General features: G+C 70.9%; 29 protein-coding genes. 14 read left to right on the forward strand and 15 right to left on the reverse strand.

Features of this window, described 5'->3' with window-relative positions; all coding sequences use genetic code 11:
- The first annotated feature begins 57 nt into the window (after positions 1 to 57).
- Genes AB0M88_RS09865 through AB0M88_RS09875 form a run of 3 tightly spaced genes read left to right on the forward strand, consistent with a single transcriptional unit; the run spans position 58 to position 1,990 of the window.
- Positions 58 to 279: a hypothetical protein gene (locus AB0M88_RS09865; protein ID WP_364098210.1), complete on the forward strand. Its 222-nt coding sequence runs from the start codon at positions 58 to 60 to the stop codon at positions 277 to 279.
- Positions 234 to 1,343 (forward strand): histidine kinase, encoded by a 1,110-nt coding sequence (locus AB0M88_RS09870; protein ID WP_364098213.1) that lies wholly within the window; start codon positions 234 to 236, stop codon positions 1,341 to 1,343. Before AB0M88_RS09865 ends, AB0M88_RS09870 begins: the two co-directional genes overlap by 46 nt.
- Complete coding sequence (locus AB0M88_RS09875; RefSeq protein WP_364098216.1) at positions 1,328 to 1,990, forward strand: response regulator transcription factor; 663 nt, start codon at positions 1,328 to 1,330, stop codon at positions 1,988 to 1,990. Before AB0M88_RS09870 ends, AB0M88_RS09875 begins: the two co-directional genes overlap by 16 nt.
- A gap of 7 nt (positions 1,991 to 1,997) precedes the next feature.
- Here the strand turns inward: AB0M88_RS09875 and AB0M88_RS09880 are convergent, their stop codons facing one another.
- From AB0M88_RS09880 to AB0M88_RS09890, 3 genes are all read right to left on the reverse strand, one after another.
- Complete coding sequence (locus tag AB0M88_RS09880; RefSeq protein ID WP_364098219.1) at positions 1,998 to 2,852, reverse strand: hypothetical protein; 855 nt, start codon at positions 2,850 to 2,852, stop codon at positions 1,998 to 2,000.
- The gene (locus AB0M88_RS09885) at positions 2,839 to 3,390 is read right to left on the reverse strand and encodes a sigma-70 family RNA polymerase sigma factor (RefSeq protein WP_364098222.1); all 552 of its coding nucleotides are present in this window, start codon (positions 3,388 to 3,390) and stop codon (positions 2,839 to 2,841) included. The genes AB0M88_RS09880 and AB0M88_RS09885 overlap by 14 nt, the downstream gene beginning before the upstream one ends.
- Positions 3,391 to 3,455: 65 nt before the next feature.
- Positions 3,456 to 3,884, reverse strand: a complete 429-nt coding sequence (locus tag AB0M88_RS09890; protein ID WP_364098225.1) for a GNAT family N-acetyltransferase — start codon at positions 3,882 to 3,884, stop codon at positions 3,456 to 3,458.
- Between the two features lie 65 nt (positions 3,885 to 3,949).
- On the opposite strand from AB0M88_RS09890, the gene AB0M88_RS09895 reads away from it, so the two are divergent.
- From AB0M88_RS09895 to AB0M88_RS09915, 5 genes are read left to right on the forward strand one after another with little or no spacing between them, the layout of a single operon-like run.
- Positions 3,950 to 4,582: a transporter gene (locus AB0M88_RS09895; RefSeq protein WP_364098228.1), complete on the forward strand. Its 633-nt coding sequence runs from the start codon at positions 3,950 to 3,952 to the stop codon at positions 4,580 to 4,582.
- Positions 4,579 to 4,893 (forward strand): transcriptional regulator, encoded by a 315-nt coding sequence (locus AB0M88_RS09900; protein ID WP_364098231.1) that lies wholly within the window; start codon positions 4,579 to 4,581, stop codon positions 4,891 to 4,893. Before AB0M88_RS09895 ends, AB0M88_RS09900 begins: the two co-directional genes overlap by 4 nt.
- Positions 4,894 to 4,903: 10 nt before the next feature.
- On the forward strand, positions 4,904 to 5,770 hold the full coding sequence (locus AB0M88_RS09905) for an ABC transporter ATP-binding protein (RefSeq protein ID WP_364098234.1): 867 nt from the start codon (positions 4,904 to 4,906) through the stop codon (positions 5,768 to 5,770).
- A gap of 19 nt (positions 5,771 to 5,789) precedes the next feature.
- The gene (locus AB0M88_RS09910) at positions 5,790 to 6,521 is read left to right on the forward strand and encodes an ABC transporter permease (protein ID WP_364098423.1); all 732 of its coding nucleotides are present in this window, start codon (positions 5,790 to 5,792) and stop codon (positions 6,519 to 6,521) included.
- Between the two features lie 50 nt (positions 6,522 to 6,571).
- A complete protein-coding gene (locus tag AB0M88_RS09915; protein ID WP_364098237.1) occupies positions 6,572 to 7,321 on the forward strand; it encodes a VOC family protein in 750 nt (249 codons plus the stop codon).
- Between the two features lie 259 nt (positions 7,322 to 7,580).
- On the opposite strand, the gene AB0M88_RS09920 is transcribed toward AB0M88_RS09915, so the two are convergent.
- The 4 genes from AB0M88_RS09920 to AB0M88_RS09935 all read right to left on the reverse strand — a co-directional run bounded on the left by AB0M88_RS09920 (position 7,581) and on the right by AB0M88_RS09935 (position 10,623).
- Positions 7,581 to 8,492, reverse strand: coding sequence for a helical backbone metal receptor (locus tag AB0M88_RS09920; RefSeq protein ID WP_364098240.1), 912 nt, complete (start codon positions 8,490 to 8,492; stop codon positions 7,581 to 7,583).
- Between the two features lie 222 nt (positions 8,493 to 8,714).
- Complete coding sequence (locus AB0M88_RS09925) at positions 8,715 to 9,179, reverse strand: DUF4229 domain-containing protein (RefSeq protein WP_364098243.1); 465 nt, start codon at positions 9,177 to 9,179, stop codon at positions 8,715 to 8,717.
- Between the two features lie 13 nt (positions 9,180 to 9,192).
- On the reverse strand, positions 9,193 to 9,621 hold the full coding sequence (locus AB0M88_RS09930; RefSeq protein WP_364098246.1) for a hypothetical protein: 429 nt from the start codon (positions 9,619 to 9,621) through the stop codon (positions 9,193 to 9,195).
- 39 nt (positions 9,622 to 9,660) lie between these two features.
- Positions 9,661 to 10,623 (reverse strand): aminofutalosine synthase MqnE, encoded by a 963-nt coding sequence (locus AB0M88_RS09935; RefSeq protein ID WP_364098249.1) that lies wholly within the window; start codon positions 10,621 to 10,623, stop codon positions 9,661 to 9,663.
- Positions 10,624 to 10,928: 305 nt separating this feature from the next.
- Here AB0M88_RS09935 and AB0M88_RS09940 point away from each other — a divergent pair, with 305 nt between their 5' ends.
- The gene (locus AB0M88_RS09940) at positions 10,929 to 12,479 is read left to right on the forward strand and encodes an NlpC/P60 family protein (RefSeq protein ID WP_364098252.1); all 1,551 of its coding nucleotides are present in this window, start codon (positions 10,929 to 10,931) and stop codon (positions 12,477 to 12,479) included.
- Between the two features lie 224 nt (positions 12,480 to 12,703).
- Here AB0M88_RS09940 and AB0M88_RS09945 read toward each other — a convergent pair whose 3' ends face one another.
- Together AB0M88_RS09945 and AB0M88_RS09950 are read right to left on the reverse strand one after the other, a co-directional pair.
- Positions 12,704 to 13,285 (reverse strand): hypothetical protein, encoded by a 582-nt coding sequence (locus AB0M88_RS09945; protein ID WP_364098255.1) that lies wholly within the window; start codon positions 13,283 to 13,285, stop codon positions 12,704 to 12,706.
- A gap of 57 nt (positions 13,286 to 13,342) precedes the next feature.
- Positions 13,343 to 13,726, reverse strand: a complete 384-nt coding sequence (locus AB0M88_RS09950; RefSeq protein ID WP_364098257.1) for a hypothetical protein — start codon at positions 13,724 to 13,726, stop codon at positions 13,343 to 13,345.
- Positions 13,727 to 14,492: 766 nt separating this feature from the next.
- Between AB0M88_RS09950 and AB0M88_RS09955 the strand changes: the two genes are divergently transcribed.
- The 3 genes from AB0M88_RS09955 (at position 14,493) to AB0M88_RS09965 (ending at position 18,075) form a co-directional block, all read left to right on the forward strand.
- Positions 14,493 to 15,374 carry a hypothetical protein gene (locus AB0M88_RS09955; protein WP_364098260.1) on the forward strand — a complete coding sequence of 294 codons (882 nt, stop codon included), beginning with the start codon at positions 14,493 to 14,495 and terminating at the stop codon, positions 15,372 to 15,374.
- Between the two features lie 248 nt (positions 15,375 to 15,622).
- Complete coding sequence (locus AB0M88_RS09960) at positions 15,623 to 17,362, forward strand: DEAD/DEAH box helicase (protein WP_364098263.1); 1,740 nt, start codon at positions 15,623 to 15,625, stop codon at positions 17,360 to 17,362.
- 92 nt (positions 17,363 to 17,454) lie between these two features.
- Positions 17,455 to 18,075, forward strand: a complete 621-nt coding sequence (locus AB0M88_RS09965; protein WP_364098266.1) for a putative glycolipid-binding domain-containing protein — start codon at positions 17,455 to 17,457, stop codon at positions 18,073 to 18,075.
- A gap of 19 nt (positions 18,076 to 18,094) precedes the next feature.
- Here the strand turns inward: AB0M88_RS09965 and AB0M88_RS09970 are convergent, their stop codons facing one another.
- Positions 18,095 to 18,544, reverse strand: coding sequence for an Lrp/AsnC family transcriptional regulator (locus tag AB0M88_RS09970; protein ID WP_364098269.1), 450 nt, complete (start codon positions 18,542 to 18,544; stop codon positions 18,095 to 18,097).
- Positions 18,545 to 18,756: 212 nt separating this feature from the next.
- On the opposite strand from AB0M88_RS09970, the gene AB0M88_RS09975 reads away from it, so the two are divergent.
- Positions 18,757 to 19,068 (forward strand): BldC family transcriptional regulator, encoded by a 312-nt coding sequence (locus AB0M88_RS09975; RefSeq protein WP_364098426.1) that lies wholly within the window; start codon positions 18,757 to 18,759, stop codon positions 19,066 to 19,068.
- On the opposite strand, the gene AB0M88_RS09980 is transcribed toward AB0M88_RS09975, so the two are convergent.
- The 3 genes from AB0M88_RS09980 to AB0M88_RS09990 all read right to left on the reverse strand — a co-directional run bounded on the left by AB0M88_RS09980 (position 19,056) and on the right by AB0M88_RS09990 (position 22,147).
- Complete coding sequence (locus AB0M88_RS09980) at positions 19,056 to 19,685, reverse strand: UbiX family flavin prenyltransferase (RefSeq protein WP_364098272.1); 630 nt, start codon at positions 19,683 to 19,685, stop codon at positions 19,056 to 19,058. The genes AB0M88_RS09975 and AB0M88_RS09980 overlap by 13 nt on opposite strands.
- Positions 19,686 to 19,793: 108 nt before the next feature.
- A complete protein-coding gene (gene mqnP, locus AB0M88_RS09985) occupies positions 19,794 to 20,690 on the reverse strand; it encodes a menaquinone biosynthesis prenyltransferase MqnP (RefSeq protein WP_364098275.1) in 897 nt (298 codons plus the stop codon).
- The gene (locus AB0M88_RS09990; protein WP_364098278.1) at positions 20,687 to 22,147 is read right to left on the reverse strand and encodes a menaquinone biosynthesis decarboxylase; all 1,461 of its coding nucleotides are present in this window, start codon (positions 22,145 to 22,147) and stop codon (positions 20,687 to 20,689) included. The genes mqnP and AB0M88_RS09990 overlap by 4 nt, the downstream gene beginning before the upstream one ends.
- A gap of 108 nt (positions 22,148 to 22,255) precedes the next feature.
- Here AB0M88_RS09990 and AB0M88_RS09995 point away from each other — a divergent pair, with 108 nt between their 5' ends.
- Positions 22,256 to 23,413 (forward strand): hypothetical protein, encoded by a 1,158-nt coding sequence (locus AB0M88_RS09995; RefSeq protein WP_364098281.1) that lies wholly within the window; start codon positions 22,256 to 22,258, stop codon positions 23,411 to 23,413.
- Positions 23,414 to 23,489: 76 nt separating this feature from the next.
- Here AB0M88_RS09995 and AB0M88_RS10000 read toward each other — a convergent pair whose 3' ends face one another.
- Both AB0M88_RS10000 and AB0M88_RS10005 read right to left on the reverse strand, forming a co-directional pair.
- Positions 23,490 to 23,969: a DUF3291 domain-containing protein gene (locus AB0M88_RS10000; protein ID WP_364098284.1), complete on the reverse strand. Its 480-nt coding sequence runs from the start codon at positions 23,967 to 23,969 to the stop codon at positions 23,490 to 23,492.
- 11 nt (positions 23,970 to 23,980) lie between these two features.
- Positions 23,981 to 24,616 (reverse strand): transcriptional regulator, encoded by a 636-nt coding sequence (locus AB0M88_RS10005; RefSeq protein WP_364098287.1) that lies wholly within the window; start codon positions 24,614 to 24,616, stop codon positions 23,981 to 23,983.
- Between the last annotated feature and the right edge of the window lie 29 nt (positions 24,617 to 24,645).

Genomic DNA, 24,645 nt, shown 5'->3' on the forward strand with positions numbered 1-24,645 from the left:
CCCGGCGCGGGGCTCAGCGGGATATCCTGCCCGTGCCCCCGCGCCGAGGCTGGATCCATGATGTTGCTCCGAGGTTTCTACCGATCCGTCCTCCTGGCCGGCCTCACCGTTCTGCTCCCCGCGATCTGCGTCCTGGTCGCCTGGGGCGGCACCTGGTTCGCCTTCCGCTGGACCGACGACCTCCACGCCCCACTGATCCTGCGGCTGCTGGCCCGCCTCGGCCAACTCCTGGCGTGGCCGTCTGGCTCGCCTCGGCGATCTGGATCGTCCACGCGCTGACCAGCAAGGCGTTCGCCCGGGCGGCCCGCCGGCTCGCCGAGCGCTGGTTCGGCCTCACGCTGGAGGCGAAATACCGCCCGGTTCCCCCGGTCACGCGCATGTCGACCGGTTTCTGGTGGGACGGGAGGAAATATCACAAGTCCGAGCGCGAGGCGCGCCGCAATGCCCGGTCCCAGGTCCGCGTCCACGACGCCCAGGTCTACTGGGACGGCCTCTGGACGCTGGTCGCCGGGGTCACGGTGCTGCCGATCGCGGCTTCGCCCCTGCTCGCGCTGATCGGCGGGATCACGCTGATCGCGACACCGGGCCTCCTTCCGTACGCCGTAGCCCTGCTCGTCGCCGCCCTGGCCGCCGCGCCGTTCGCGTGGCGGATCCTGCGCCCGCTGGCGGTCCGTCTGCTCGGGCCGGTCCCGAGTTCCGGCCTGGGCAAGCGGGTGCGGGAGCTGGAGCAGATCCGGGCCGACCTCACCGAGACCCAGGCGGCCGAGCTGGAACGCATCGAGCGCGGCCTGCACGACGGCGCGCAGGCCCGGCTGGTCGCGCTCGGCATGACGATGCAGGCGGCCGAGCGCCTGGTCGACAACGATCCCGACGCGGCCAAGGCGCTACTGGCCGAGGCCCGCAAGTCGTCGGTCGCCGCCCTGACCGAACTGCGCTCGCTCGTCCGCGGCATCAACCCGCCGGTGCTGGTCGAGCGCGGCCTGATCGACGCCATACACGCGCTGGCCCTCGACGCCACGGTCGAGGTTTCGGTCGAGGGCTCGCTGCCCGGCCGGGCCGAGCGGCCGGTCGAGTCGGCGGTCTACTTCGCCGTCGCCGAACTGCTGGCCAACGTGGCCAAGCACGCCCGCGCTTCGTACGTGACAGTCGATCTCGGCTATGCCGACCGCGTGCTGATCGCGACCGTGACCGACGACGGCACCGGCGGGGCTTCGGCCGGCGCCGGTTCCGGCCTGGCCGGCCTGGAGCGCCGGGCCCGGGCGTTCGGCGGCACACTGACCATCGACAGCCCGGCCGGCGGGCCGACGCGGATCACGGTGGCGGTGCCATGCGAATTGTCATAGCGGAAGACCTGTTCCTCCTGCGCGACGGCCTGGTGCGGCTGATGCAGGCGTACGGGCACGAGGTCGTGGCCGCGGTCGACAACGGCCCGGCGACGCTGACCGCGCTGGTCAAGGAGCGACCCGACGTGGCGGTCGTCGACGTGCGCCTCCCCCCGACCCAGTCCGACGAGGGCCTGCAGGCCGCGCTGGCCGCCCGGCGCGAGATCCCCGGCCTGCCCGTGCTGATCCTCTCGCAGCACGTGGAACAGCTCTACGCCCGCGAACTGCTGGCCGACGGCAACGGCGGCCTCGGCTATCAGCTCAAGGACCGCGTGCTCGACGCCGACCAGTTCATGGACACCGTGCGCCGGGTCGCCGACGGCGGGATGGCCCTCGACCCGGCGGTGGTGGCCAAGCTGCTGAGGCGCCCGAAACGAGCCGATCCGCTGTCCACATTGACCGAACGCGAGCGGTCGGTGCTCGCCCTGATGGCCGAGGGCCTGTCCAACACCGCGATCGCCGGCCAGCTGTTCCTGAGCGAGGGCGCGATCAGCAAATACACCACCACCATCTTCGCCAAGCTCGACCTCGCCGCCGACGACGACATCAACCGCCGCGTCCGGGCCGTCCTCACCTACCTCGACGCGACAACACCGTCCGACCAGTAGTAGTGGGTCATTTGGTCGGCGCGGTGATGCTGACCGGCGCGTTGAAGTCGTAGAAGTCGATCGTTGACTGCATGTAGTCGGGCACGTGCACGACGATGCGCTGAATGAGATCGTCGGCGATCCAGATGTCGACCGTTGCCGACCGGTGGACGCTGTCGAGGTCGAACCAGGCCAGTTCGGCTTCCGGCAGAGCGGTGAGCGCGGCCCGCGAGACGTCGGTCAGGTCCAGGCGGTAGTGCGTGGCCTTGCTGCCGCGGATCTCGGTCGTACCCAGTCTTTTGACGTTGGCATCCTGCAGCGCCGCCCGGATCACGTGCTCGGTCGACTCGGCGAACGGCGCCAGCCGGCTCTGCGGGGTGAGTTTCTGTTTTCCGCTGTTCTCCGTACGCCCCTGCTCGGTCTTGTTCTCCCAGGCATAGCCGCCGACGACGGTCAGCTCGTCGGTGCCGATGCTGTCCTGGGACACGAGTTTGAGGTCGTCACCGCTGAATTCGGCCCGGGTGGTGCTGTGACCACCGCCGGCGTCGACCGACTCGTCCACAGTGCGCAGTGATGTGACTTCGCCGGTGCGGGTGGCAGCGGTCAGCACAGCCGCCGAAGCGCTGCCGGGCCGGGTGGCGAGCACTCCGGCCGTGGCGGCCGCGGCCAGCGTCACCGCTACGGCCCCGGTCAGAACCGCGGACCGCCAGGTCAAGCCGCGGCGGGCAGCCGGCCGCGAAGGGAGCGGGGGTGAGATCGTCTGTGTCATCGCCTTCTCCAGGATGAGGTCGTAGCGGAGCGAGCCGGGCGCGGGTGCCGCGTCCGGCCGGGCGGGATCCAGCCGACTGAGTCGCGCCAGGTCGGCGTCGTCACGAGCGGTCATCGGCCCTGCTCCGTTCGGTCGAGTCGTCATCCAGTACGTGTCTTCCGGCGGGCGGATCTCGCCGCTCGAGTTCGCGGGCGAGCCGGCGACGCGCCTTGTAGAGGCGGGAGGAGACGGTGGCCGCGCTGATACCCAGCACCGTCGCGATCTCGGCGACGTCGAGGTCGTCCCAGGCGCGCAGCAGTAGCAGCTCCCGGTCGCCGGCGGAGAGCGCGGCGAGCGCCCGCCACAAGGCCGTCTCGGACGGCGCCGCGTCCTCGTAGCTGATCGGCGGCGCGGCGTCTCGGGCCAGCCGCCGATGCAGGCGCCCCCGGCGCTCGGTCTGCCGCCGATGGTTGGCCAGCACCCGCCGGGCCACCCCGAACAGCCACAGCCGCCCGGCGTCCACCGGGATGTCCGCGCGGCGCCGCCACGCCACGGCGAACGTGTCCGCGCAGAGGTCGTCCGCTTCGGCGGCCGAACTCGTCCGGCGTCGAGCGAAGCTCCACACGTCCGCGATGTGCGTCGCGTAGAAGTCGCGGAAATGCTCCTCGGTCATGTTCCCTCCACCGGCCGGGCAGGCGGCCTACCTGTACCTGTCCGGCGACGGAGGAATCTCGCCGGCTAGAGCGGCTTCACCCAGCGCGACCACTCGCTCTGCCGGGTGTAGCCCGCCGCGGCCCAGATGCGGTGGGCCTGATCGTTGTCGTCGAGGACCATCGCGTCGGCGCGGGCGCCGCCGAGCGCCCGGAAGCGTTCCTCGGCCGCCGCGATCAGCCGGCGTCCGATGCCGGCCCGCCGCCGGTCGGGCGCGACCGCGAGCCGGTAGAGGTGGCAGCGCCACCCGTCCCATCCGGCGACGATCGTGCCGACGATCTCGGGGCCGTCGACGGCGACCAGCAGAGCGTCGGGGTCGCGCAGGCGAAGCGCCGCCAGCGCCGCCGGCGTGTCGGCCGGACGGTTCTCGTTCGCGCCCGCGACCTGCCAGAACCTCAGGATCGCGGACAACTCGTCCGCCTGCGCGGTGCGCACCGCCAGATCTCCCACGTACATGATCCTTCCAGGTCGCGAACTTTATGGCACAAACTTCTTTGACTTTGTGCGGTAAAGTTCTTTGCATGACACCGATCGACGACGACAGACCTCTCACCGACCCGGCCGAGTCGTTGCGCCTCATCCGCGAGGAGCAGGCCAACCTGGCCCGCACCCTCGTCCCCGACCCGCGGTTGATGTATTGGCCGTGGGGCGTCGCCTGGCTGATCGGCTTCGGCCTGCTCTTCCTGCGCTTCGCGCCGGGCGGCCGGGTGCTGGTCGACATGCCGGCCTGGCTGCCGTCGACGATCCTGATCGTCCTGCTGATCGGCGCCGGCATCGCCACCGGCGTCGCCGGCGGCCGGGCCGGGCGGCACATCGCCGGGCCGTCCAGCCGCCAGGGCTTGATGTATGGGTTGACCTGGTCGATCGCCGTCGCCGGCATGTCGATCGTGTTCGCCCAGTTCACCAACGAGCTGTCCGACGCCCGCCAGAGCCTGCTCTGGGGCGGCGGCATGGTCGCCCTCACCGGCGCGCTGCACATGGCCGGCGGCGCGATGTGGAACGACCGCAATCTCTTCGTTCTCGGCGCCTGGACCAGCGCCGTCAACATCGTCGGCATCCTGTTCGGCGTCGGCTGGCACCCGCTGATCGTGGCGGTCCTGGCCGGCGGCGGGATGCTCGTGCTCGGCCAGGTCGGGTGGAAGCGCCTGCGATGACCGGCACCGACGAAATCCCCGAGCTCGACCCGGTCATCCACGCACAGGCTCGGCTGCGGGTCGTCTCCGCACTCTCGGTGATGCGCGAGGCCGACAGCATCGCGTTCCCCCGGCTGCAGGAGACACTCCGGATGACCGCCGGCAACCTCTCGGTTCACCTGCGCAAACTCGAGGACGCCGGCTATGTCGAGGTCACCAAGACCCACCACGGGCGCACCCCGATGACGCTCGTGAAGCTCACCCGCCGTGGCCGCCTCGCCTTCGACGACTACACGGCGGCGTTACAGGCACTGCTGAACCCCCCGTCATGAAGGAGCAGTCGTGATCCTGGCCCGCGCTCTCGAGGCGACCCGCCGTTACGGCGACACGCTCGCCCTCGACCACATCAACTTCGACGTCCACGCCGGCGAGCTGGTCGGCCTGCTCGGCCCCAACGGCGCCGGCAAGAGCACCCTGGTCAACCTGCTGACCGGCACCCGCCGGCCGACCTCGGGCAAGGTCGAGCTGTGCGGCGGCGACCCGCGCGACCCGGCCAGCCGGCGCCGGCTGGGCGTCACTCCACAGGAGACAGGTCTGCCCGCCTCGCTGCGCGTCGGCGAGGTCGTCGACTTCGTCCGCGCGCATTTCGACCACCCGCTCGGGCGGGGCGAGTTGCTCGACCGATTCGGTCTCGCCGATCTCGTACGCCGTCAGACCGGTGGACTCTCCGGCGGGCAGAAGCGACGGCTCGCGGTCGCCCTGGCGTTCGTCGGCCGTCCGCAGATCGTCTTCCTCGACGAGCCGACGACCGGGCTCGACGTGTCGGCCCGCCGGTCGCTGTGGGACGGCATCCGCGCGTTCCACGACGACGGCGGCACAGTCGTGCTCACCAGCCACTACCTGGACGAGATCGAGGCGCTGGCCCGGCGGGTCGTGGTGATCGGGGGAGGCCGGGTGCTCGCCGACGACACCGTCGAGGCGGTACGCGGCCTGGTCGCCATCCGCCGGGTCAGCCTCACCTCGCCCGACCCGCTGCCGGCCCTCGACGGCCTGCTCGGCGTGGAGCAGCAGGGCGACCGGCTGCACCTGCTCACTCCCGACGCCGACCGTCTGGTCCGCGACCTGGTGGCTGAGCACGTGAAGTTCGCCGACCTCGAGGTGCGGCCGACCTCGCTGGAAGAGGCATTCCTGACTCTCACGAGCGCTTGAGGAGGCGGCCGTGTCGTCCATGGTTCTCACCCACACCCGTTACCAGCTGCTGGAGACGATCCGCATCCCGATCGCGGTGATCGGCAGCGCCTTCTGGCCGGCCGCGTCGATGCTCGCCTTCGTGGTCCCGTTCGCCGGCGACGATCCGGTCTCCGCCACCTACGCGACCGCTTCGATGATCACTTTCGCGGTGATGAGCACCAACCTCTTCCAGTACGGCGTCGGCGTCGCGGCCGATCGCGCCGAACCCTGGGATCCCTATCTCCGCACCCTGCCGGCCGGCGCGTTTCCCCGGTTCACCGGGCGCCTCCTCGCCGGCCTCGCCATGATGGCCTTCTCCGTGCTCCCGGTCCTGGTGATCGCGGCCCTGTTCACCAAGGCGACGGTCACCCCACTGGCCTTCCTGGCCGCGATCGGGGTCACCGCGGTGATCGCGATCCCGTTCATCCTGATGGGCCTGGCCATCGGCTACGCCCTGCCGCAGAAGGCGGCGATCGTGGTCGCTCAGGTGCTGTTCTTCCCGCTCGCCTTCGCCGGCGGCCTGATGACCGCGCCCGGTCAGGCCCCCGGGTTCGTCGAGCACCTGGCGCCCTACGTTCCGACCGGCGGGGCGGCCCGACTGATGTGGGCGACCGTCACCGACTTCCCGTTCGACGCCCGTTCGATCGCGTCACTGGTGGCGTGGACTATCGCACTCGCCGGATTGGCGGTATGGGCCTATCGACGGGACGAGGGTCGGCGGTTCAGCTAGAACCGCGACACTTAAGTCGCTTTTAAGGCCCCCGATGTAACGATGCCGGTATGACCTCACCGGCGCCCGGCGCACCGAACTGGGTGGATCTGGCCACGGCCGATCTGGACGGCGCAAAACAGTTCTACACGCGCTTGTTCGGCTGGACCACGGACGTTTCGGACGGCTATACGACCTTTCTGCTGAACGGACTTCCGGTGGCCGGCGCCGGCCCTCTCGCCGGCGACAGCCAGCCGACCGCCTGGAGCACTTACCTGGCCACCGACGACGCCGAAGCGGTGGCCGCACGGGTGACCGGGGCCGGCGGCAAGGTGCTGGTGGCGCCCTTCGACGTGATGGAGCAGGGCCGGCTGGCGGCCTTTCTCGATCCGACCGGGGCGCCGTTCAGCGTGTGGCAGCCGGGCACGGTCGGCGGGGCCGCCGTTTTCGACGTTCCGGGCGCTCTGACATGGAATGAGCTGAACACCCGCGACATCGAAGGATCCGCCATTTTCTACGCATCTGTCTTCGGCTGGACATTTCGGGAGAGTTCGATGGACGGGCGCTCCTATGTGGTCGCCGAATTGAACGGAACCGCGATCGCCGGCATACAGCCGATGGTCGGCGATCAATGGGGCGACCTGCCGCCGCATTGGATGGTTTATTTCGCGGTGCACGATTGTGACCGGGCCGCCGCCACCGTTTCCGGGCTCGGCGGCACGGTGCTCCAGCCCCCGCGCGGCATCGCGATCGGGCGCTACGCGGTCGTGGCCGACCCGTCCGGCGGCGTCTTCTCACTCCTGGCCGGCAACACCGCATAGCGACTTGGGCCGGCAACACCGCATAGCGACTCCGGCCAGCCACCCCGCGTGGCAGCTTCGGCCGGCCACCCCGCATAGCGACTTGGGCCGGCCACCCCGCATAGCGACTCCGGCCAGCCGCCCCGCGTGGCAGCTTCGGCCGGCCACCCCGCATAGCAGCTTCGGCCGGCCACCCCGCATAGGGGCTTCTCCGGCCTGCCCCGGCCACGAGCGGTGCGCTCGTGATCGCGAGCGCGCCCTCGCGATCGCGGCCCGAGTCCTAGCCGCGGGTCGCGGCGGCCACGGTTCGCACGAGGTCGACGGTGCGTGGACCCCAGGTCGAGGCGATGTCGTCGTCGAGCAGAAAGATCCGCCCGGTGCGGACGGCGGAGATCACGTTCCACCCCGGGCGCACACTGACCGTAGCCGCGCTCTGCCGGCAGCACATACTGTCGGCCAGAAAGATCATGTCCGGATCGGACCTGATCAGACCCTGTGGAGAAAGCTGGGGATAACTGCCGCCCAGCGGCCCGACGTGATCGGCGACGCTGGTCAGGCCCAGCATCTTGAAGATCGACCCGACGAAGGTCCGCGACGTGACCGTGTAGAGGGTCGGATCGAGCTCGTAGTAGTAGGTGAGCGGCCGGGCCCGGGGAAGCACACCCTCCGCAACCTGGGCGATCTGCCCGGCCATCTGACGGTGCAGGGCCTCGGCCTCGGGCCGGTGGCCGGTCAGGGCGCCGAGTTGGCCGATCTGCCGATAGGTGTCGTTCAGCGTCGCCGCCGGGGGCGTGAGCAGCACCGGAATCTTGAGCCGCCGGAGAACAGCGGTGGCCGGCCCGAGGTCATCGGAGATCACGACCAGGTCGGGGCGCAGCGCGGCGACCGCCGTGACGTCCGGTTCCAGCCCGGAGAGGCCGGTCTTCGGCGCGTCGGTCGGATAGTTCGAGTCCTCGTCGACCGCGACGACCTGCCGGCCGGCGTCGATCGCGAAGAGCATCTCGGTCGCCGACGGCACGAGCGAGACGATGCGCTCCGGACGCCGGTCCAACGTCAACGCGGCCACCGTGACCGGGTAGCCGAACGTGCTGAGGTCAGGTGCGGAGGCGACCGGGAAGCGGCCGTTCTCCCCGCATCCGGCCACGGTCAGCAGGGTCGTGACCATGGCCGAGGCAAGCAGAGCACGTCTCATGGGGTAGAGACGCTAGCTCAAATTCCACCAAAAGCCGCTTATTGGGCGCCACACTTCGCCTTATCAGGCGGCAGAATCCGCCGCCCCAGTTCCGGTCGGCGCTTGCTTCCGGCCGCCGCTCACTTCGCGGCAGCACTTGCTCCTCGCCGCCGCTCACTTTGCGTCGGCGCTTGCTTCTGGCCGCCGCTCACTTCGCGTCGGCAGCTAGCTCCTCGCCGGCGCTTACTTCTCGTCGCCTGCGGTGGCCGGCCGGTGGTCGTCCGGCGGGCCGGCCTTGACCGCGTCGACGGCGGCCGACGCCGCCGCGGTCGACGCCTTCGCGGCGTTGGCGGCGCCCTTGGCCCGGTCGTTGCTGTCGAGGGCCGCTTCCTCGGCGTCGTCTTCGTCCTCTTCGGAGCGGCGAACGGCGGCGGCGGCGACCCGGTCACCGGCCGCGACCGCCTCCTCGTCGCCGGCCAGGGCGGCCCGCAGCCGCTGCTTCTCCGCGCTGCGCTTGGAGGCGGCCGAGCTGAGCTGGTCGCCCATCTGGTCACGCCACCGGCGCAGCACGAACAACGCCAGCACCGCCGAGACCAGCAGCGCGACCATGGCCTTGACCAGGATGTTGAGCGGAGTCGGCAGGAGCAGGAGGAAGCACAGCAGGAACAGGCCCAGCCGCCCGTAGCTGTATTTGAACGCGGGACTCATCTCTATCTTCTCTCTAGCCCGCGCGGTGGCTCAGCCACCGCAGACCGTAGAACCAGACCAGGCAGTAGACCACCGCGAAGGCGGCCGCCCCGACGAACCCGCTGACCAGCCGCGGGAAGTCGATCGCGGCGAGGCCGGCGAAGCTCAGCCCGATGGCCACCGCGAAACCGGCCGCCAGCACGGCGACGACCACGCGGTTGGCGCCGAACTTCTCGGCCCGGAACTCCTCGGTGAACAGCCATACCGGCAGGATCACCGCCAGCCAGCCGCTGGTGTCGCCGAAATGCGAAACCCGGGTCACCGAGAGGATCGACTCGAGGATCAGCACCAGCACGATGCCGGTCACCAGGCCGGCCAGGCAGGTGCCCACCAGGTCACCCAAGGTGGCCAAGCGTCCGTTGGGGTCGCGGCGCGGACGCCGCTCACTCTTAGCGTCGGTCATGGCACGTCGAGCGTACGCCGTGGCTTTCGGCCCCCTGGTTCACGCCCAGACCTGCTGAGGCTCGCTGCGACGGTCGGCGAAACTGGGTGCCGTGTCGTACTCGCGGACCACCGCGTACGTGCTGTTGCGCTCGATCGGGCGGAAGCCCGCGTCCCAGATCAGCGTCAGCCGGTCGTCGTGGGCGATGTCATCGGGCGTGTCGAGGTCGTCGGCGCCGAAGTTGAGCGACAGCTGGGTGACCGCCGAGCCGTGCGTGCCCCAGGAACTCTGCACGTGGGCGACGTTGTCGAACAGCAGTCGCGACACCGCGAAGGTCTTCAGCGACTCGGCCGGTGCCGGCGTCGTGCCGGCGTCCGCCGAACCGGGCTGGTGGCGCAGCGGAATGAAGACCGCGAAACCGCCCGTCTCGTCCTGCAATTCGCGAAAGCGCACAACGCGGTCGACCCGGTCACCAGCCTCCTCGGCGTGGCCGTAAAGCATCGTCGCGGGCGTCTTCATGCCTCGCTCGTGAGCGAGGCGGTGGATGCGCTCCCACCGGCCGTCGTCGCCGGCACTCTCGTCGCCGGTCAGCGACTCCAGCCCGGCGGCCATGAGCTCGTCGAGGACCTCGCCGGCCGGCCGCCCGCTGATCTCCTCGAACCGCTGCACATCGGCGACGGTGAAGCCCCGGAGACTCACGCCGGGCAGCGCCGCCGTCAACGCACCGAGCGCCTCGAGGTGATCGCGCCAGGAGAGGTCAGCGAGCATGCCGTTGACGATGTGCAGCTCTGTGACCTGCTCGCCCGCCAACTCCGCGGCCCGGCTCACGGCCTGGTCGAGGCCGAGATGCCGATTCGCGGCGAACGTGACCCGATCGCCATTGATCTCCGTACGCTGGTGGTGGGCGAGACGCCCGAGCCAGGCCAGATCGTCGCTCTCGAAGAGGGCGATGCCGTCCTCGCGAGTCAGCCGCTCACCGGCATAGACCTTGGCCTCGAGCTCACGCTTCAACCCGGCATCCATACGACGAACCCCTTCCCGATGCTCGCCGTCGAGGGTACGGCCCGCCCCTGACACTTCCTCGGAGACCGGCTCCGAGGCGAGATGTCTCACCCGGCTGTTCCCTCGATTCCCAGCCTTCTTTCACCTCGGATCAATCGACAGCAATGTCGGGCTTGGGGTAAGTCTGTAGGGGGACAAGAAGGGACGGGCACTCACCCGTCCCGGACGGGGAGCTCATGCCGACTGCACAGCACGCACACCGCCGGGCACGCTCGGGGCAAGCCTGGTGGCGCCCCGCGGCGTATTCCGCGGCGGCTGCCGCTGCCGTGGCCGCCCTGTTCAACCCGCTGCCCGCGCTGGCTGATCCGGCCATCGGCCAGGGCGGCGTTCCGGGTTCGGTGCCCGACGCCGGCTCGCGGCCGATCCCGGCCGGCGCGCTGGTGCTGCCCGGTCAGTCGTCGGCCACCGCGACCACGCCGATCACCACCCCGGCGCTCTCCGGCTCGACCAACCCGATCCTGCAAAAGATCCAGAAGGGCCGCGACAAGATCGAAACGCTCGGCGATCAGCTGATCGGGTTCGGTCAAGATCGCACCAGCTTCAAGACCCAGGTCGACAACGCCCAGCAGCTTTATCAGCAGGCCGAAAACGATCTGCGCACCGCCGAGGCAAATCTGTACGAGGCCGCCCAGCAGGACTGGCGCGAGGCCGCGGCCATGCCGCCCGGCCTGACCGGCTCCGGCCTCCAGGGCCTCGACGACCTAGCCCACCTGCAGCACGGCCAGACGACCTCGTCCGACCTGGCGCTGAGCCAGCTTCAGCAGGCGCAGATCGCGGCGCAGATCGCCCTCGACACGCAGTCCCAGGCCGAGACCCAGTTCTCCGCCGCCGACGCGAAATACACCAAGCTCCAGGCCGAGATCAACAAACTGCAGGCGGCTCAGCAGAAACTCGAGAACGCCAACCAGCCGCTGCTCAACGCGGCCGAGGCCAGCCAGGCGGCCGCCGACAGCCAGCTGGGCTCGCAGATCCTGGCCGGCTCCGAGGCCGGCCGCGGCGCCGACCCGCGCGCGGTCCAGGCCCTTCAGTTCGCCCTCTCCCAGCGCGGCAAGCCTTACGTCTGGTCGACCGAGGGCCCCAACACCTACGACTGCTCCGGCCTGATGTACAGGGCTTATCACAACGTCGGCTTCCCCCTGGTGCGCGTCTCCCGCGATCAGTATTGGCAGACCCGCAACAAGGTCGTCGACCGTTACTCGCTGCTCCCGGGCGACCTGCTCTTCTTCAGCTACACCAACAGCTGGACGGGCATCCACCACGTCGCGATGTATGCCGGCGACGGCATGATGGTCGAGGCACCGCGCACCGGTCTCAACGTGCGCCTGGTCCCGGTCCGGTGGACCGAGCTCTTCCAGGCGACCCGGGTCTTCGGCTCGGTCGAGGGCGGCCAGCAGGGCCCCGACCTGGGCAACCCCGACCCGCAGCCGACCGAGACCACGCCGGCCCACACCGGCAAGCCGACGACCAAGCCGCCGACGAGCAAGCCCCCGACGAGCAGCACGCCGAGCCACTCGGCCAGCCCGTCCGGTTCGCCGTCGACCAGCCCGTCCGGTTCGCCGTCGACCTCGCCGAGCCACACGACCAGCCCGTCGCCCACCAAAGACCCGTCACCGACCGGCGATCCGTCGACCAGCACCCCGTCGCCGACCGGCGGCGACTCGACCAGCCCGTCCTCGTCCGGCGGCGCGGCATCCGCCGGCGGCTCGACCTCGCCGTCGAGCACCGAAGCGACCAAGGCGAGCGAGTCGGCCTCGAAGTCCGCGTCGGCCTCGAAGTCGGTGTCGACCTCGCCGTCGTCCTCCGACGGGACGAAGTAAATCGCCATATAGCTGGTCGAGCACGGGCCGCCCGAGCGGTCCGGTTGATGCCGGGTGCGCTGACGAGCACGGATATGGCACGGTTAAGGGCAGCGCCCGACGTCCCAACCCGTCGGCACGCGACGGCTGGGAGGATGCATGGACGAGCGGCAGGCGACACCGGACGGCGACCGCGGCTCGGAGCCGCACGCTGGGCGGCCGCCCGCGAGCACGGACCAGGAGGGCTACGCTCCCCCGCCGCCGCCCGCAGCGGGTGCGCTCTGGGCCGCGCCCGCCTCCCCGTCCGACGACGAAGACAAGCCCGCCAACGCGCCGACCAGCGGAGCGAGCGGCCGCGCCACCGTGCCCGGGGCCGGCGGCTCAGCCCCCGCCGGTCCTTCCGCGCCCGTCAGCGGCTCGGCGTCGGTCAAGCCCACGCCGCCCGGCACGGCAACCGGATCGGCCCGCGTGCGGCCCGCCGGCTCGGCCAGCGGCTCCGCGTCTGTTTCGGCATCGTCTGGCGGCTCCGCCAGTGGCTCCGCGTCCGTCTCGGCACCATCCGGCGGCTCGGCCAGCGGCTCGGCTGCCGTGTCGCCCTCCGGCTCGTCCAGCCGGGCGAGCGGGTCGGCGCGACCGGTGAGCCCCGGCAGTTCCGGCCTCGTGCCCGAACGCATCGACGGCTCATCCCGCCCGATCTCGGCCATGCCCGGGGCGAACGCGGCTCGCGCCAGCGTCCCCGGCTCCGCCACCAGCAATTCCTCCGCCGGCCGCACTCCGGCAGGCGGCAGCTCGGCCGGCACGTCGGCCGCCAGCGGCTCGGCCGGCACGTCGGCGGCCAGCGGTTCGGCCCGGGTGAGCGGCTCGGCCCGAGTCCGTCCGGCCGATCAGCCTCGCGAAACCGACAAGTCGGAAACATCGGACAAGTCACCGGACGACGGCTTCAACGCCTTCGGTCCCCGCACTCCGAAAACCGACAGCTCAGACTCGCTCAAGCCGGCCTCGCCCAAGACCGACGACGGCTTCGACGCGTTCAAGTCCAAGACCGGCGCCGACAGCTTCGGCGCGAGCTCAAAGAGCACCGCCGACGAGGGCTTCAACCCGTTCGGGCCGAGCTCGAAGGCCACCGCCGACGAGGGCACGGACAGCAAGTTCAACCCGTTCGCCCCCAACCCGGCGCGCGCCGCGAGCGACAACCTGAGCGCCTCCGACGCCGGCGACCCCAACCGCCCGGTCGGCAGCGACCCCGATTCCAGCCGCTCGACCGCCACCGGCCCGGAACCTGCCGACCCGAAACCGTCCGACCCCAGGCCGTCCGATCCGAAGCCGTCCGATCCGAAGCCAGCCGACCCGAAGCCAGCCGATCCGAGGCCGGCCGATCCGAGGCCGGCCGATCCCAAGCCGTCCGACCCGAGGCCGGGCGACCCCAGGCCAGGCGACCCCAGGCCAGGCGACCCCAGGCCAGGCGACCCCAGGCCGAGTGATCCGAAGCCGGGCGACCCCGAGCCGTCCGAGCCGGAGCCGGGCAAGCCCGAGCCCACCGAGCCCGAGCCGGGCCGCCCGACCCCGCCGATGCCGGTCCCGCCGCACCGCCCTGACCCGAGCCGCCCCGACCCGAGCCGCCCCGATCCGGAGCGTCCCGACCCGAGCCGTCCCGAGCCCGGTGGTCCCGAGCCGGTCCAGCCGCCCAACCCGTTCCCGGCCCCCGAACCGCCGGGTCCCTTCCCAGCGCCGCAGCCGGGCCCGTTCCCGACACCGCAGCCGGGCCAGCCCCCGGTCCCGCCGACTCCCGGTCCCAGCCCGGTCCCACCCGGCCCGAACCCGGCGCCGCCCGGCCCCAACCCCGCGCCGCCCAGTCCCGATCCCAGCCCAGTGCCGCCCGGCCCCGGACCTAACCCCGTGCCGCCCGGCCCCGGACCCAGCCCGATCCCGCCCGGCCCGGGCCCCTCGCCCGTACCGCCGGGGCCGTCACCGGCCCCGGTCCCGCCGGGCCCCGGCCCGAGTCCGATCCCGGCGCCCCCGCCCGGTCCCGGCCCGGTGCCCGGCCCGCAGCCGGTCTTCCCGCCGCCGATGATGTCGTCCGGTTTGCCGTCCTACACGGTGCCGCCGGCAGCCGCGAAGTCACCGGCCGGCCACCAGTTCGGCGCCAACTCGCCGTCTGCCGACAACCCGTCGGCCACGCAGCCCTTCGCCGCCGGTTCCCCGGCGTCGGCAACCCAGCCGTTCAGCCCGGGCTCTCCGGCCGGGTCGGCTCAGACTGGAACGCCTCCCGTCTGGCCCGGCTCGCAGCCGCCGACCACCTCGCCCTCCGGGGCGGGACCGGCGACTCAGCCGGCTCAGCCGTCGTTCGGTTCGGGCTCGCCGGCACCGGCTACGCAGCCGTTCGCGAGCCAGCCCTACGGCACCGGCTCCCCGTCCGCCTCCCCCGAGGACGCCCCTCACCCCTACCGCGACTCGGCCGGCCACCCGTACGGGGTCGGCGGCGCGGCCGCGACCCGCAAACCGTTCGGCGGGTATTCCTCGCCGAGCGCGCAGCGCACCGCACCGTCTGACACGTACGGTTCGTCCGTTCCGCAGCAGCGGAATGACCTCGGCAGTGACGGATATCCGTCGCCCGACGCCACCATGCCGGTGCCGACCGGGTTCCCACCGGCCGACATGACCATGCCGGTCTACAACTACGGCTCGATCGACTCGACCATGCCGGTGTCCACCAATCCGGTGGAGAACTCGGGCTCGCTGACCGGCCACATCCTGGCCCAGGGCTGGCATGACGAGGCCACGGACCGGCGCCGCAGCAACGTCAAGGTGGCGGTCGCGATGCTGGTCGTGCTGGGTCTGCTGGTGACGGTGAGCCTGGTGTTCCTGCTCACCGCCGGTGACGCATTCACGAACATGGTCCGGGGCGTGTTCAAATAGGCGACTTTGCGCTAGGGCCCGGTCGTCCTACACTGGCCGGGCCGCGATGCGTTGTGAGGTGAGCCTGCCCACTACGCACGTGGAATGCGGTCGGCGCTTTCGGCGTTGACCCGTACACTTATGACAGTTACTGACGCGGCGCGCCCCCTGAGGTGCGCCACGGGCGTTCTTGCGGGCATTTCAGCGGCCGCTTCTCGACAAGCTGCGGCGGGCCATTCGCGAGCATGCGCCCCCGTAGAGAGGTTCTCTTGACCACTTTCGCTGATCCCAGCACGTTCCCGTCCGTCTTCGAAACCCCCAGCACTGACAAAGCGGCCGAGAAGGCTGTCACGGCCGACACGACCACCCCGGTCGAGACGACCGAGGCCGTCGAGGCCGTCGAGGCCATCGAGGCCATCGAGGCCGTCAAGCTTCCGAGCTTCGCTGACCTGGGCGTCCCGGCCGAGCTGGTGCGTGTGCTCAACCGCGAGGGCATCACCACGCCGTTCGAGATCCAGGCCGCGACCATGCCCGACGCGCTGGCCGGCCGTGACGTTCTCGGCCGTGGCCAGACCGGTTCCGGCAAGACGCTGGCCTTCGGCCTGCCTCTGCTGACCCGGGTCGCGGCCGGTGGCCGGGCCCGCCCGCACCACCCCAAGGCGCTCATCCTGGTGCCGACCCGCGAGCTGGCCATGCAGGTCAACGACGCGCTCATCCCGCTCGGCCGGGCGGTCGGCGTGTTCCTCAAGACCGCGGTCGGCGGCGTTCCGTACGACCGGCAGATGGACGCGCTCCGGCGCGGCGTCGAGGTGATTGTCGCCACTCCGGGTCGTCTCGGTGACCTGATCGAGCGCGGCGCCTGCAACCTCGACGAGGTCGAGATCACGGTGCTGGACGAGGCCGACCAGATGGCCGACATGGGCTTCCTGCCCGAGGTCACCGAGCTGCTGGCGAAGACGCCCGAGCTCGCTCAGCGGCTGCTCTTCTCGGCCACTCTCGACGGTGACGTCGACACCCTGGTCAAGCGGTTCATGCACGACCCGGTCACGCACTCGACCGCCCCGGCCGAGGCCAGCGTGTCCACGATGGATCACCATCTGCTGCTGATCCCGCCGCACGACAAGTTCCCGATCACCGCCTCCATCGCCAACCGGGAGGGCAAGACGATCGTCTTCGCTCGCACCCAGATGGGCGTCGACCGGCTGGTCGAGCAGCTGCGGCAGGTCGGTGTCCGGGCCGGTGCCCTGCACGGCGGCAAGACGCAGCGGGTCCGCACCCGCACGCTGGCCGAGTTCAAGGAGGGGCGCACGCCCGTCCTGGTCGCCACCGACGTCGCCGCCCGCGGCATCCACGTCGACGGCATCTCGCTGGTCGTGCACGTCGACCCGCCGAAGGACCCGAAGGACTACCTGCACCGCGCGGGCCGCACGGCCCGGGCCGGTGAGTCGGGCGCGGTGGTCACGCTGGTGCTGCCCAAGCAGCGTCGCAGCACTCAGCAGATGATGGGCAAGGCCGGCGTGGCGCCGGCCGAGGTCCGCGTACGCCTCGGGGACGCCAAGCTGTCCGAGGTCACCGGCGCTCGTGAGCCGTCGGGTGTCCCGGTGGTGGAGGAGCCGGAGCCGCGTCGTGATCGTGGCGACCGTCCGCGGGGCCGCTTCGGCGACCGTCCGCGGGGTGACCGTCCGCAGCGTTCGTACGGTGACCGTCCGCGCGGCGACCGTGACCGGCCGGCGTACGGCGACCGCCCGCGGCGCAGTTTCGACGACCGTCCGCAGCGTTCGTTCGGTGAGCGTCCGGCGCCGTCCGGCGAGAAGGCGAGTTACTCCGCCGACCGCCCGCGCACCGACAAGGCCGGTTACACCGACCGGGCGCGCGGTGAGCGCAACTTCGCTGACCGTGGTGGCCGCAACGCCGACCGGACCGGTGGTTTCCGCGCCGGCGGCCAGCGCAACGATCACCGTGACGGCACGGCGGGTCGCTTCGGCGCCCGGCCGGCCCGCTCCTACTGACGGTTCGACCTTCGACAAGCCCGGCCCCGATTGGGGCCGGGCTTTCGGCTGTACGGGGTGACAACGCCCGCCCGGCCCGGTAGAGGTGAATCATGTCGACTCTGCCCGTATCGCTGTTCTGGCGTCGCAAGGACACCACCGGCACCGAGCACGCCCTGGTGGACGCCCGCCGCGGCCTCTACGCCCGCGGCCACCAGCTGGCCGTCGATCCGGTCGCTTTCACCTGCCGATACGAGCTGCAGACCGATCCGACCTGGGCGACGGCCCGGCTCGACGTGGCGGCCGAGGGTGCCGGCTGGGTGCGCAGTGTCCGCCTGGAGCTGGCCGCCGGCCGGTGGCGGGTGACGGCAACCGAGCAGGGCAACCTCGACGCGACCCTCACAGCGGCCGGACACGCCCGTGCGGGCCTGCCCGGCATGGAGGATCCGGATCTGCTCTACGGAGCCTTCGACGTCGATCTGAGCGGCTCGCCGTTGACCAACACGCTGCCGATCCGCCGGCTGGACCTGGCGAGGGCGGAGGTCGGCGTGGCGCACCGGCTGAGCGTGGCCTGGGTGCTGCTGCCCAGCCTCGAGGTGGTTCAGGCCGATCAGATCTATACCGCGCTGGGCGACGGCCGGGTCCGCTACGCGAGCGAGACGTTCAGTGCCGATCTGATCGTCGACGACGACGGTTTCGTGCGCGACTATCCCGGACTGGCCGAGCGGGTCTGAGCGCGTACGGAAACCGGGGTCAGCCGAGGCCGGGCTGCGGCCGGTTTTCCCATTTCGTGCTCAGCGCGATCGCGGTGCGGGTCGAGGCCACCCCGGGCGTCCGGTTGATCCGCACGATGAGTTGTTCGAGTTCGGCGATCGTGCCGACCCGCACGATCAGTTCGTACGACTCCACGCCGGCCATGAAATAGCAGCTCTCGACCTCGGGCATGGCCCGCAGGGCGGCGAGCACGTCGTCGGTGTCGGCGCCCGAGTCCTCGATGATGCCGATCAGTGCGGTGACGCCGAGTCCGAGCGCTTCGTGGTCGACCTCGGCCCGGTATCCGCGGATGGTGCCGGCCGCTTCGAGCTTGCCCACCCGCTCGTGCACGGCGGGGGCGGAGAGCCCGACCTGGCGGGCGAGTTCGGCGTACGAGGAGCGGGCGTTCTCCCGTAGCAGATCGATCAGCCGGAGGTCGATGGAGTCCATGCTTGAGACCCTAATCGGGTGGCAGATGGTCACTCACGCCCGGTAGCGGCGAATGGGCGGCAGGATAACGATCACTGTCGCAATTAGGGCTTTTTCCGCATTCCAGGGACTCGGTTCCGGGGCAATGCTCTAATGGCTTTACGTCCCGATCGAGCATGCCGACACTCACCGTGATCACGGCCGCTCCAGAAGACCGACGCGAGGAGGGGGTTGTGGACACTGGAGATCGTCTGCTGACACCGGGCGAGGTGGCCGCGCTGTTTCGCGTCGACCCGAAAACGGTGACGCGCTGGGCCGCCGCTGGGCGCATCGGCAGCATCCGCACTCCGGGTGGCCACCGCCGGTTTCGCGAGTCCGAGGTGCGCGCATTGCTTGAGGGCGACGGCGTGGTCGAGGAAATGCGCGAGGACGACGCGGCTAATCGGCCCCGCAATGCGGGTCCGGCAAATCCCGGTGGTTACGGTCCGCCCAATGGCTTGCGCTTCACCGCGGGCCCTGAGCACCGTACGCATTATCCGCGCTGAGCATTCAGCTCACCCTTCCAACGCGTGAACAGGGTGTGGGGTACGCCGAGGGCGTCGAGCACTTTTCCTGCCACGAAGTCGATGAGTTGCTGAGCCGTCGCCTGGGCCCCGGCACCGTAGAAGCCGGGGCTGGCCGGCAGCACCACCGCACCCGCGTCGTGCAACGCGATGAGGTGCTCGAGATGACTGCGGGTGACCGGGGTCTCCCGAGGGACGATCACTGTGCGTCGTCGTTCCTTGAGGTTGACCTCGGCCGCGCGCTGGAGCAGGTCCTTGGACAGGCCGATCGCGATCCCGGCGCAGGCCGCCGTGCTGGCCGGCACGACCACCATCCCCTGCGCCGGGTAGGAGCCGCTGCTCGGTCCGGCCGCCAGGTCACCGGCCGGCCAGTAGGTGAGGTCGGCATCGCCCGGGTCGCGGCCGAGCCAGGCCCCGACGTCGTCTTTCCAGTGGGCGTCCCGGAGCGTTGAACCGGTCTCGTCGAGCAGGGTCAGCCGGGCCGCCTTGGAGACGACGAGGTCGACGGGTTCGCCGGCGTCCAGGATTCCGGTGAGTACGGCCTTAGCGTACGGCGTGCCCGACGCCCCGGAGACGCCGACGATCCACGGTTCGCGCATGTCTCCCAGTGTCCGTCAGGTCGGAAGTCGGGCCGACGTGGCCAGGACCGCGTCCTCGGCCACCGGCCGGTCCGCGCCGGGATTAGACGGATGTCGCCGCCCGGCCGGTTACAAAATAATCAGGTCGAGGAGCGCGAAGAGGAACAGCGCGATGCCGACGAAGCCGTTGGCGGTGAAGAACGCACGGTTGACCTTGGAGAGATCGTTCGGGGTGACGACCACGTGCTGGTAGGCGAAGGCGGCCGCGGTCAGGGCGAGCCCGACCCACCAAAGCCAGCCGAGGCCGGTCAGCTGGCCGAACCACACGAACAGGGCGAAGGTCACCACGTGGGTCACGGTCGAGATGTGCAGCGCGGTGCGTACGCCGAAGCGGGCCGGCGTCGAGTGCACGCCGATCCGGCGGTCGATCTCCACGTCCTGGCAGGCGTAGATGATGTCGAAGCCGCCGATCCAGAGGCCGACCGCGACGCCGAGCACCCAGGCCGGGCCGGAGTCGTGGAAGGTGCCGGTCATCGCCAGCCAGGCGCCGACCGGGGCCACCGCCTGGGCCAGCGCGAGCACGTAGTGCGGGAAGTCGGTGAACCGCTTGGCGTAGGGGTAGACGACGAGCGGGATCACGGCGAGCGGGAACAGCGCCAGGCAGAGCCAGTTGAGCAGGCCGGCCGCGATCGCCATGACGACCAGGGAGACGGCGGCGCCGGTCCACGCCGTACGCAAGCTGACCGCGCCGGTGACCAGCTCGCGGTTCTGCGTGCGCGGGTTGAGCGCATCGATCTTGCGGTCGAGGATGCGGTTGGCCGCCATCGCGAACGTGCGGCCGGCGACCATCGCGACCGTGACCAGCAGCAGGTCGACCCAGTGCACGCCGGTGCCCAGGCGGTCGAGCGCGACCAGCGCCGACAGGTAGGCGAACGGCAGGGCGAAGATCGAGTGCTCGATCTTGACCAGCTGGAGGAACGACTTGACCCGGCCGGGATTTTCTCCGACTGCGGCGACTGCCGTCATATGCCGTATTCCTTCCAGCGCTTGTCGACCAGACTCGTGATCTCGCTCGACATGACCATCTCTTCGGGCCAGCCTCGGTGGTAGCCCTCGCCCGGCAGCTTACGGGTGGCGTCGATGCCTGCCTTGCCGCCCCAGAACTGCTGGTAGGACGAGTGGTCGAGGTGGTCGACCGGGCCCTGGGTGAGCAGCAGGTCGCGGTCGTAGTCGACGTTGCCGAACGCGCGGAACGCCACCTCGGCGTAGTCGTGGACGTCACAGTCCTCGTCGACCACCACGATCAGCTTGGTCAGCGACATCAGGTGGGCGCCCCAGATCGCGTTCATGATCTTCTGGGCGTGCTTCGGGTAACGCTTGCGGATCGAGACGATCGCGCAGTTGTGAAAGACGCCGGCCGCCGGCAGGTCGTAGTCGACGACGTCGGGGATCAGCATGCGCAGCAGGGGCAGGAAGATGCGCTCGGTCGCCTTGCCGAGGCCGTGGTCCTCCTGCGGCGGCTTGGAGGTGATGATCGAGTGGTAGACCGGCTGCTTGCGCATGGTCATGCACTCGACGTGCAGCACCGGGAACGGCTCGACCGGCGTATAGAAGCCGGTGTGGTCGCCGAACGGGCCCTCGGGCATTCGCTCGCCGGGCTCCAGATAGCCCTCGAGGACGATCTGGGCGTGGGCCGGCACCTGCAGCGGCACGGTCAGGCAGTCGACCATCTCGACCCGCTCACCGCGCAGGAAGCCCGCGAACAGATATTCGTCGATGTCGGACGGCAGCGGGGCGCTCGCCGCGTAGCTGACCACCGGGTCGCAGCCGATCGCGATGGCCACCGGCAGCCGCTGGCCGAGCCGCTCGGCGACCGCGTGGTGGGCGGTCGAGTCCTTGTGGATCTGCCAGTGCATGCCCAGCGTGTTGCGTGAGTGCTGCTGGAGGCGGTAGAGCCCGAGGTTGCGCTTGCCGGTCTCGGGGTGCTTGGTGTGGGTGAGCCCGAAGTTGTGGAAGATGCCGCCGTCGTCCGGCCAGACCTGCAGGCCGGGGAGCCGGCCGAGATCGACCTCGTCGCCCTTGAGCACGACCTCCTGGCAGGGTGCGGTCTTCACCTTCTTCGGCGGGACCGACTTGAGCTGGAGCACCTTGCCGATGCCCTCGCGGATGCCCGACCAGCCGACCGGCAACTCCGGCTTGAGCAGTGAGCCGATGCGGTCGCCGACCTCGTCGAGCGAGTCGACGCCGAGGGCCATCGCCATGCGCTTCTCGGTGCTGAACAGGTTGATCGCCACCGGCATGTCGCCGCGCGTCGGACGCTCGAAAAGCAGGGCCGGGCCGCCGGCCCGGACGGTCCGGGTGACGATTTCGCTGATCTCCAGCGTCGGGTCCACCGGCACGGTGATTCTCCGCAGCTCACCCGCCTTTTCCAGGGCGTCGAGGAAGCTTTGCAGATCGTCGTGGGGAAACCCGCGTGGCGCCATACATCCAGTGTTCCCCACCGGTACGGCCGACCCCACGAGGGGTCGATCACCATAACCCGCCATGTCCGATTTGCGTTGAGTTGACGATTGTCCGCCCGGCTCAGCGAGGTGACCTTGAAGCTCCGGAACGTGGCGCACTGGACCGCGCCGGGCGTGCTGATCGCCGCGCTGCTCATCGCGGGCCCCCGATCGGCAGCCGGCGTCGAGGGCCAGGCGGCCGTCCGGGCAAAAGCGCTTCCGGCCTGCGGCCCCGGCGGCGCCTCGACCCACGGGCCGACTGCCCCGGCCGGCCCGGACACCCCCGGCGCCTGCCGCGCGAACGGCCCGATCCTCGAGTCGACGCTGCGGCTCACCCAGCCCGTCCAGGCCGGCTTCACCCCGGCCGGCTACCACCACCTCGGCGCCAACACCAGCGGCGAGTGGGATGGGGTCTCCGGGCGCATCTCGGTGGTCAACGGCTCGGTCCGGTCCCGCTCGTACGACTTCGTGGCCAGCCGGTTCATGGTCAAGCGGGACCTGGGCGGCGGCGACATCGCCTGGCTGGAGGCCGGCTGGGCCGAGACGGGGTGGGCCGGCGTCGGCTCGCCGCACGTCTACACCTTCAACACCAACACGAAGACCTGGCAGTTCTACAACCAGTACGACATCAAGTCGGGCGACCGGCTCTGGGTCGACATCCACAGCGACACCGACGGGGTGTGGGGAGCCTGGCTGTGGTGGAACAACCGGTGGAATCTGCTCACCGCCCAGAAGCTGCCGATCGGCTCGAGCGCGTACGTCGAGCAGTACGTCGAGGTCCACGTCGACGACGGCCATCCGACCCGCGTCGACGTGCCGCCGGTGACCGTCGACAACGTGCAGCTCAAGTCGGCCGACGGCGGCGGCCAGCGCTTCTGGCGGGCCGACGTGCCGACGGTCACCGGGACCGGGCCGGGCGAGCAGCAGCGCACCGGCGGATTCTGCCTCGACTGGATCAACCCCTATGACACCTGGACGGCCGGCGACTGCGACGACGGCGGCGGCGGGCTGCTGATCACCCGGCCGGCGGCACCGTCCGGCGAGGCCGAGGTGGTCGGGCCGTCGGCCACACCGACCGGCCCGGCAGCAACCGGCCCGACGCCCGTGAGTCCGGCGACGGCTGCCCCCACGACCTCCAGCCCGACCGATCCCGCGGTGCCCGCGAGCCCGAGCGCCGCGCCGACCCCGGCGACGACCCCGACCCCGGCGGGACGCCGCCCGGGCCTCCTCGGCCACCTACTGGGCTGACCCGGCCCGACCGAACAAGGTGCCCGCTGGGTTGAAAGCCGGACGAGGTCGCTGGCCCGCTGAGCGGATGCGGGCGTCAGACGGCCGGGACCGGGGCCGGGAAGGGCTGCCGGAACGTGAAGGCCTCCGGGCTCGGGCCGTCGGCGAGCAGGCGGCCGAGCCGGGAGATTCCCCCGCGCAGGGTCGGCCGCCGGCCGGCCGGAACCCACCACATCACCAGCCCGTCGTGCCGGCCGTGCGGGAGGAACCACTCGCGGCGTCGCCGCAGGTAGTCGAGGTGAGAGCTCTGATAGACGAATGCCCGGAGATGGTCCAGCGACTCCCAGACCGACAGCGTGAAGATCGTGCGCGGGTCGGCGGGCAGCGAGATCGTGCCGTCGCCGGTTTCGCCGGTGAGCCGCCACACGAAGCCGGGCGAGCGGTCGGCGAGATCGTTCATCAGCGTGACGCCCTCGACGAACTCGGCCATCGACGGGTCGTCGAGCGGGGCTGACAGGCGGGCGTTGTTCATCTGGGCCAGGTGAAAAGCGCTCATGCCCGCCAGCACATCAGCCACCGACTCTAATGTCAATCAGATTGTTTTTTAGAAACCGTGACGCAGCAGCGCCCCGGAGCGGCATCCATCCGGGCCTCCCACTCGCCGCCGGCCAGGAGCCCGGTGATCAGGGCCAGGTTCATCCCGCAGATCACCGGCGGAAACTGCTCGGCCAGCCGATGGAAGGGGCAGTTGCGCAGCTCGATCCGGTCGCGGTCGCCCGCCACCGGCGCGTAGCCGTGCTCGGCCAGCAACTCGGTGACCTCGGCGGGCGCCGAGGCGTCTCGGCCGTGCCGCTGGGCGACCTCGTACAAGATCTCCTCGGCGCCGGCCCGCTCCAGCGCCTCGGCGAGCAGCTCGGCCGCGGTGCGGTAGGCCCGCGGCGGCACGCTGACCGCGTGCTCCGCCGCGGCGACCCGATAGAGCTTGGCCGGACGGCCGGCGCCGGGCCCGGTCTTTCCCGACCTCCGGGCGTACGACGTTTCGAGTAACCCGGCGGCCGCGAGTTTGTCGAGGTGGAACGCGGCCAGGGTGCGGCCGATGCCCAGCGCCTCGGCCACCTCGTCCCGCCCGACCGGCGCGCTCGCGTCGGCGACCAGCTGGTATGCCTGCCGGCGCACCCGGTCAGCGAGGCTGGCCAGCGCGTCAAGATCGTCGAGAGGAGTCACGCACCCATCGTATTGTCAATACGAGTTGG

The organism is Actinoplanes sp. NPDC051411 (genome assembly GCF_040682075.1).
Classification (GTDB): domain Bacteria; phylum Actinomycetota; class Actinomycetes; order Mycobacteriales; family Micromonosporaceae; genus Actinoplanes.

Excerpts from the sequence above, each read along its gene's own strand:
- AB0M88_RS09865 (WP_364098210.1), top strand. The coding sequence starts at position 58 with ATGATGTTGCTCCGAGGTTTCTACCGATCCGTCCTCCTGGCCGGCCTC.
- AB0M88_RS09875 (WP_364098216.1), top strand. The coding sequence starts at position 1,328 with ATGCGAATTGTCATAGCGGAAGACCTGTTCCTCCTGCGCGACGGCCTG.
- AB0M88_RS09880 (WP_364098219.1), bottom strand. The coding sequence starts at position 2,852 with ATGACCGCTCGTGACGACGCCGACCTGGCGCGACTCAGTCGGCTGGAT.
- AB0M88_RS09885 (WP_364098222.1), bottom strand. The coding sequence starts at position 3,390 with ATGACCGAGGAGCATTTCCGCGACTTCTACGCGACGCACATCGCGGAC.
- AB0M88_RS09890 (WP_364098225.1), bottom strand. The coding sequence starts at position 3,884 with ATGTACGTGGGAGATCTGGCGGTGCGCACCGCGCAGGCGGACGAGTTG.
- AB0M88_RS09895 (WP_364098228.1), top strand. The coding sequence starts at position 3,950 with ATGACACCGATCGACGACGACAGACCTCTCACCGACCCGGCCGAGTCG.
- AB0M88_RS09900 (WP_364098231.1), top strand. The coding sequence starts at position 4,579 with ATGACCGGCACCGACGAAATCCCCGAGCTCGACCCGGTCATCCACGCA.
- AB0M88_RS09910 (WP_364098423.1), top strand. The coding sequence starts at position 5,790 with ATGGTTCTCACCCACACCCGTTACCAGCTGCTGGAGACGATCCGCATC.
- AB0M88_RS09915 (WP_364098237.1), top strand. The coding sequence starts at position 6,572 with ATGACCTCACCGGCGCCCGGCGCACCGAACTGGGTGGATCTGGCCACG.
- AB0M88_RS09920 (WP_364098240.1), bottom strand. The coding sequence starts at position 8,492 with ATGAGACGTGCTCTGCTTGCCTCGGCCATGGTCACGACCCTGCTGACC.
- AB0M88_RS09925 (WP_364098243.1), bottom strand. The coding sequence starts at position 9,179 with ATGAGTCCCGCGTTCAAATACAGCTACGGGCGGCTGGGCCTGTTCCTG.
- AB0M88_RS09930 (WP_364098246.1), bottom strand. The coding sequence starts at position 9,621 with ATGACCGACGCTAAGAGTGAGCGGCGTCCGCGCCGCGACCCCAACGGA.
- AB0M88_RS09935 (WP_364098249.1), bottom strand. The coding sequence starts at position 10,623 with ATGGATGCCGGGTTGAAGCGTGAGCTCGAGGCCAAGGTCTATGCCGGT.
- AB0M88_RS09965 (WP_364098266.1), top strand. The coding sequence starts at position 17,455 with ATGTCGACTCTGCCCGTATCGCTGTTCTGGCGTCGCAAGGACACCACC.
- AB0M88_RS09970 (WP_364098269.1), bottom strand. The coding sequence starts at position 18,544 with ATGGACTCCATCGACCTCCGGCTGATCGATCTGCTACGGGAGAACGCC.
- AB0M88_RS09980 (WP_364098272.1), bottom strand. The coding sequence starts at position 19,685 with ATGCGCGAACCGTGGATCGTCGGCGTCTCCGGGGCGTCGGGCACGCCG.
- mqnP (WP_364098275.1), bottom strand. The coding sequence starts at position 20,690 with ATGACGGCAGTCGCCGCAGTCGGAGAAAATCCCGGCCGGGTCAAGTCG.
- AB0M88_RS09990 (WP_364098278.1), bottom strand. The coding sequence starts at position 22,147 with ATGGCGCCACGCGGGTTTCCCCACGACGATCTGCAAAGCTTCCTCGAC.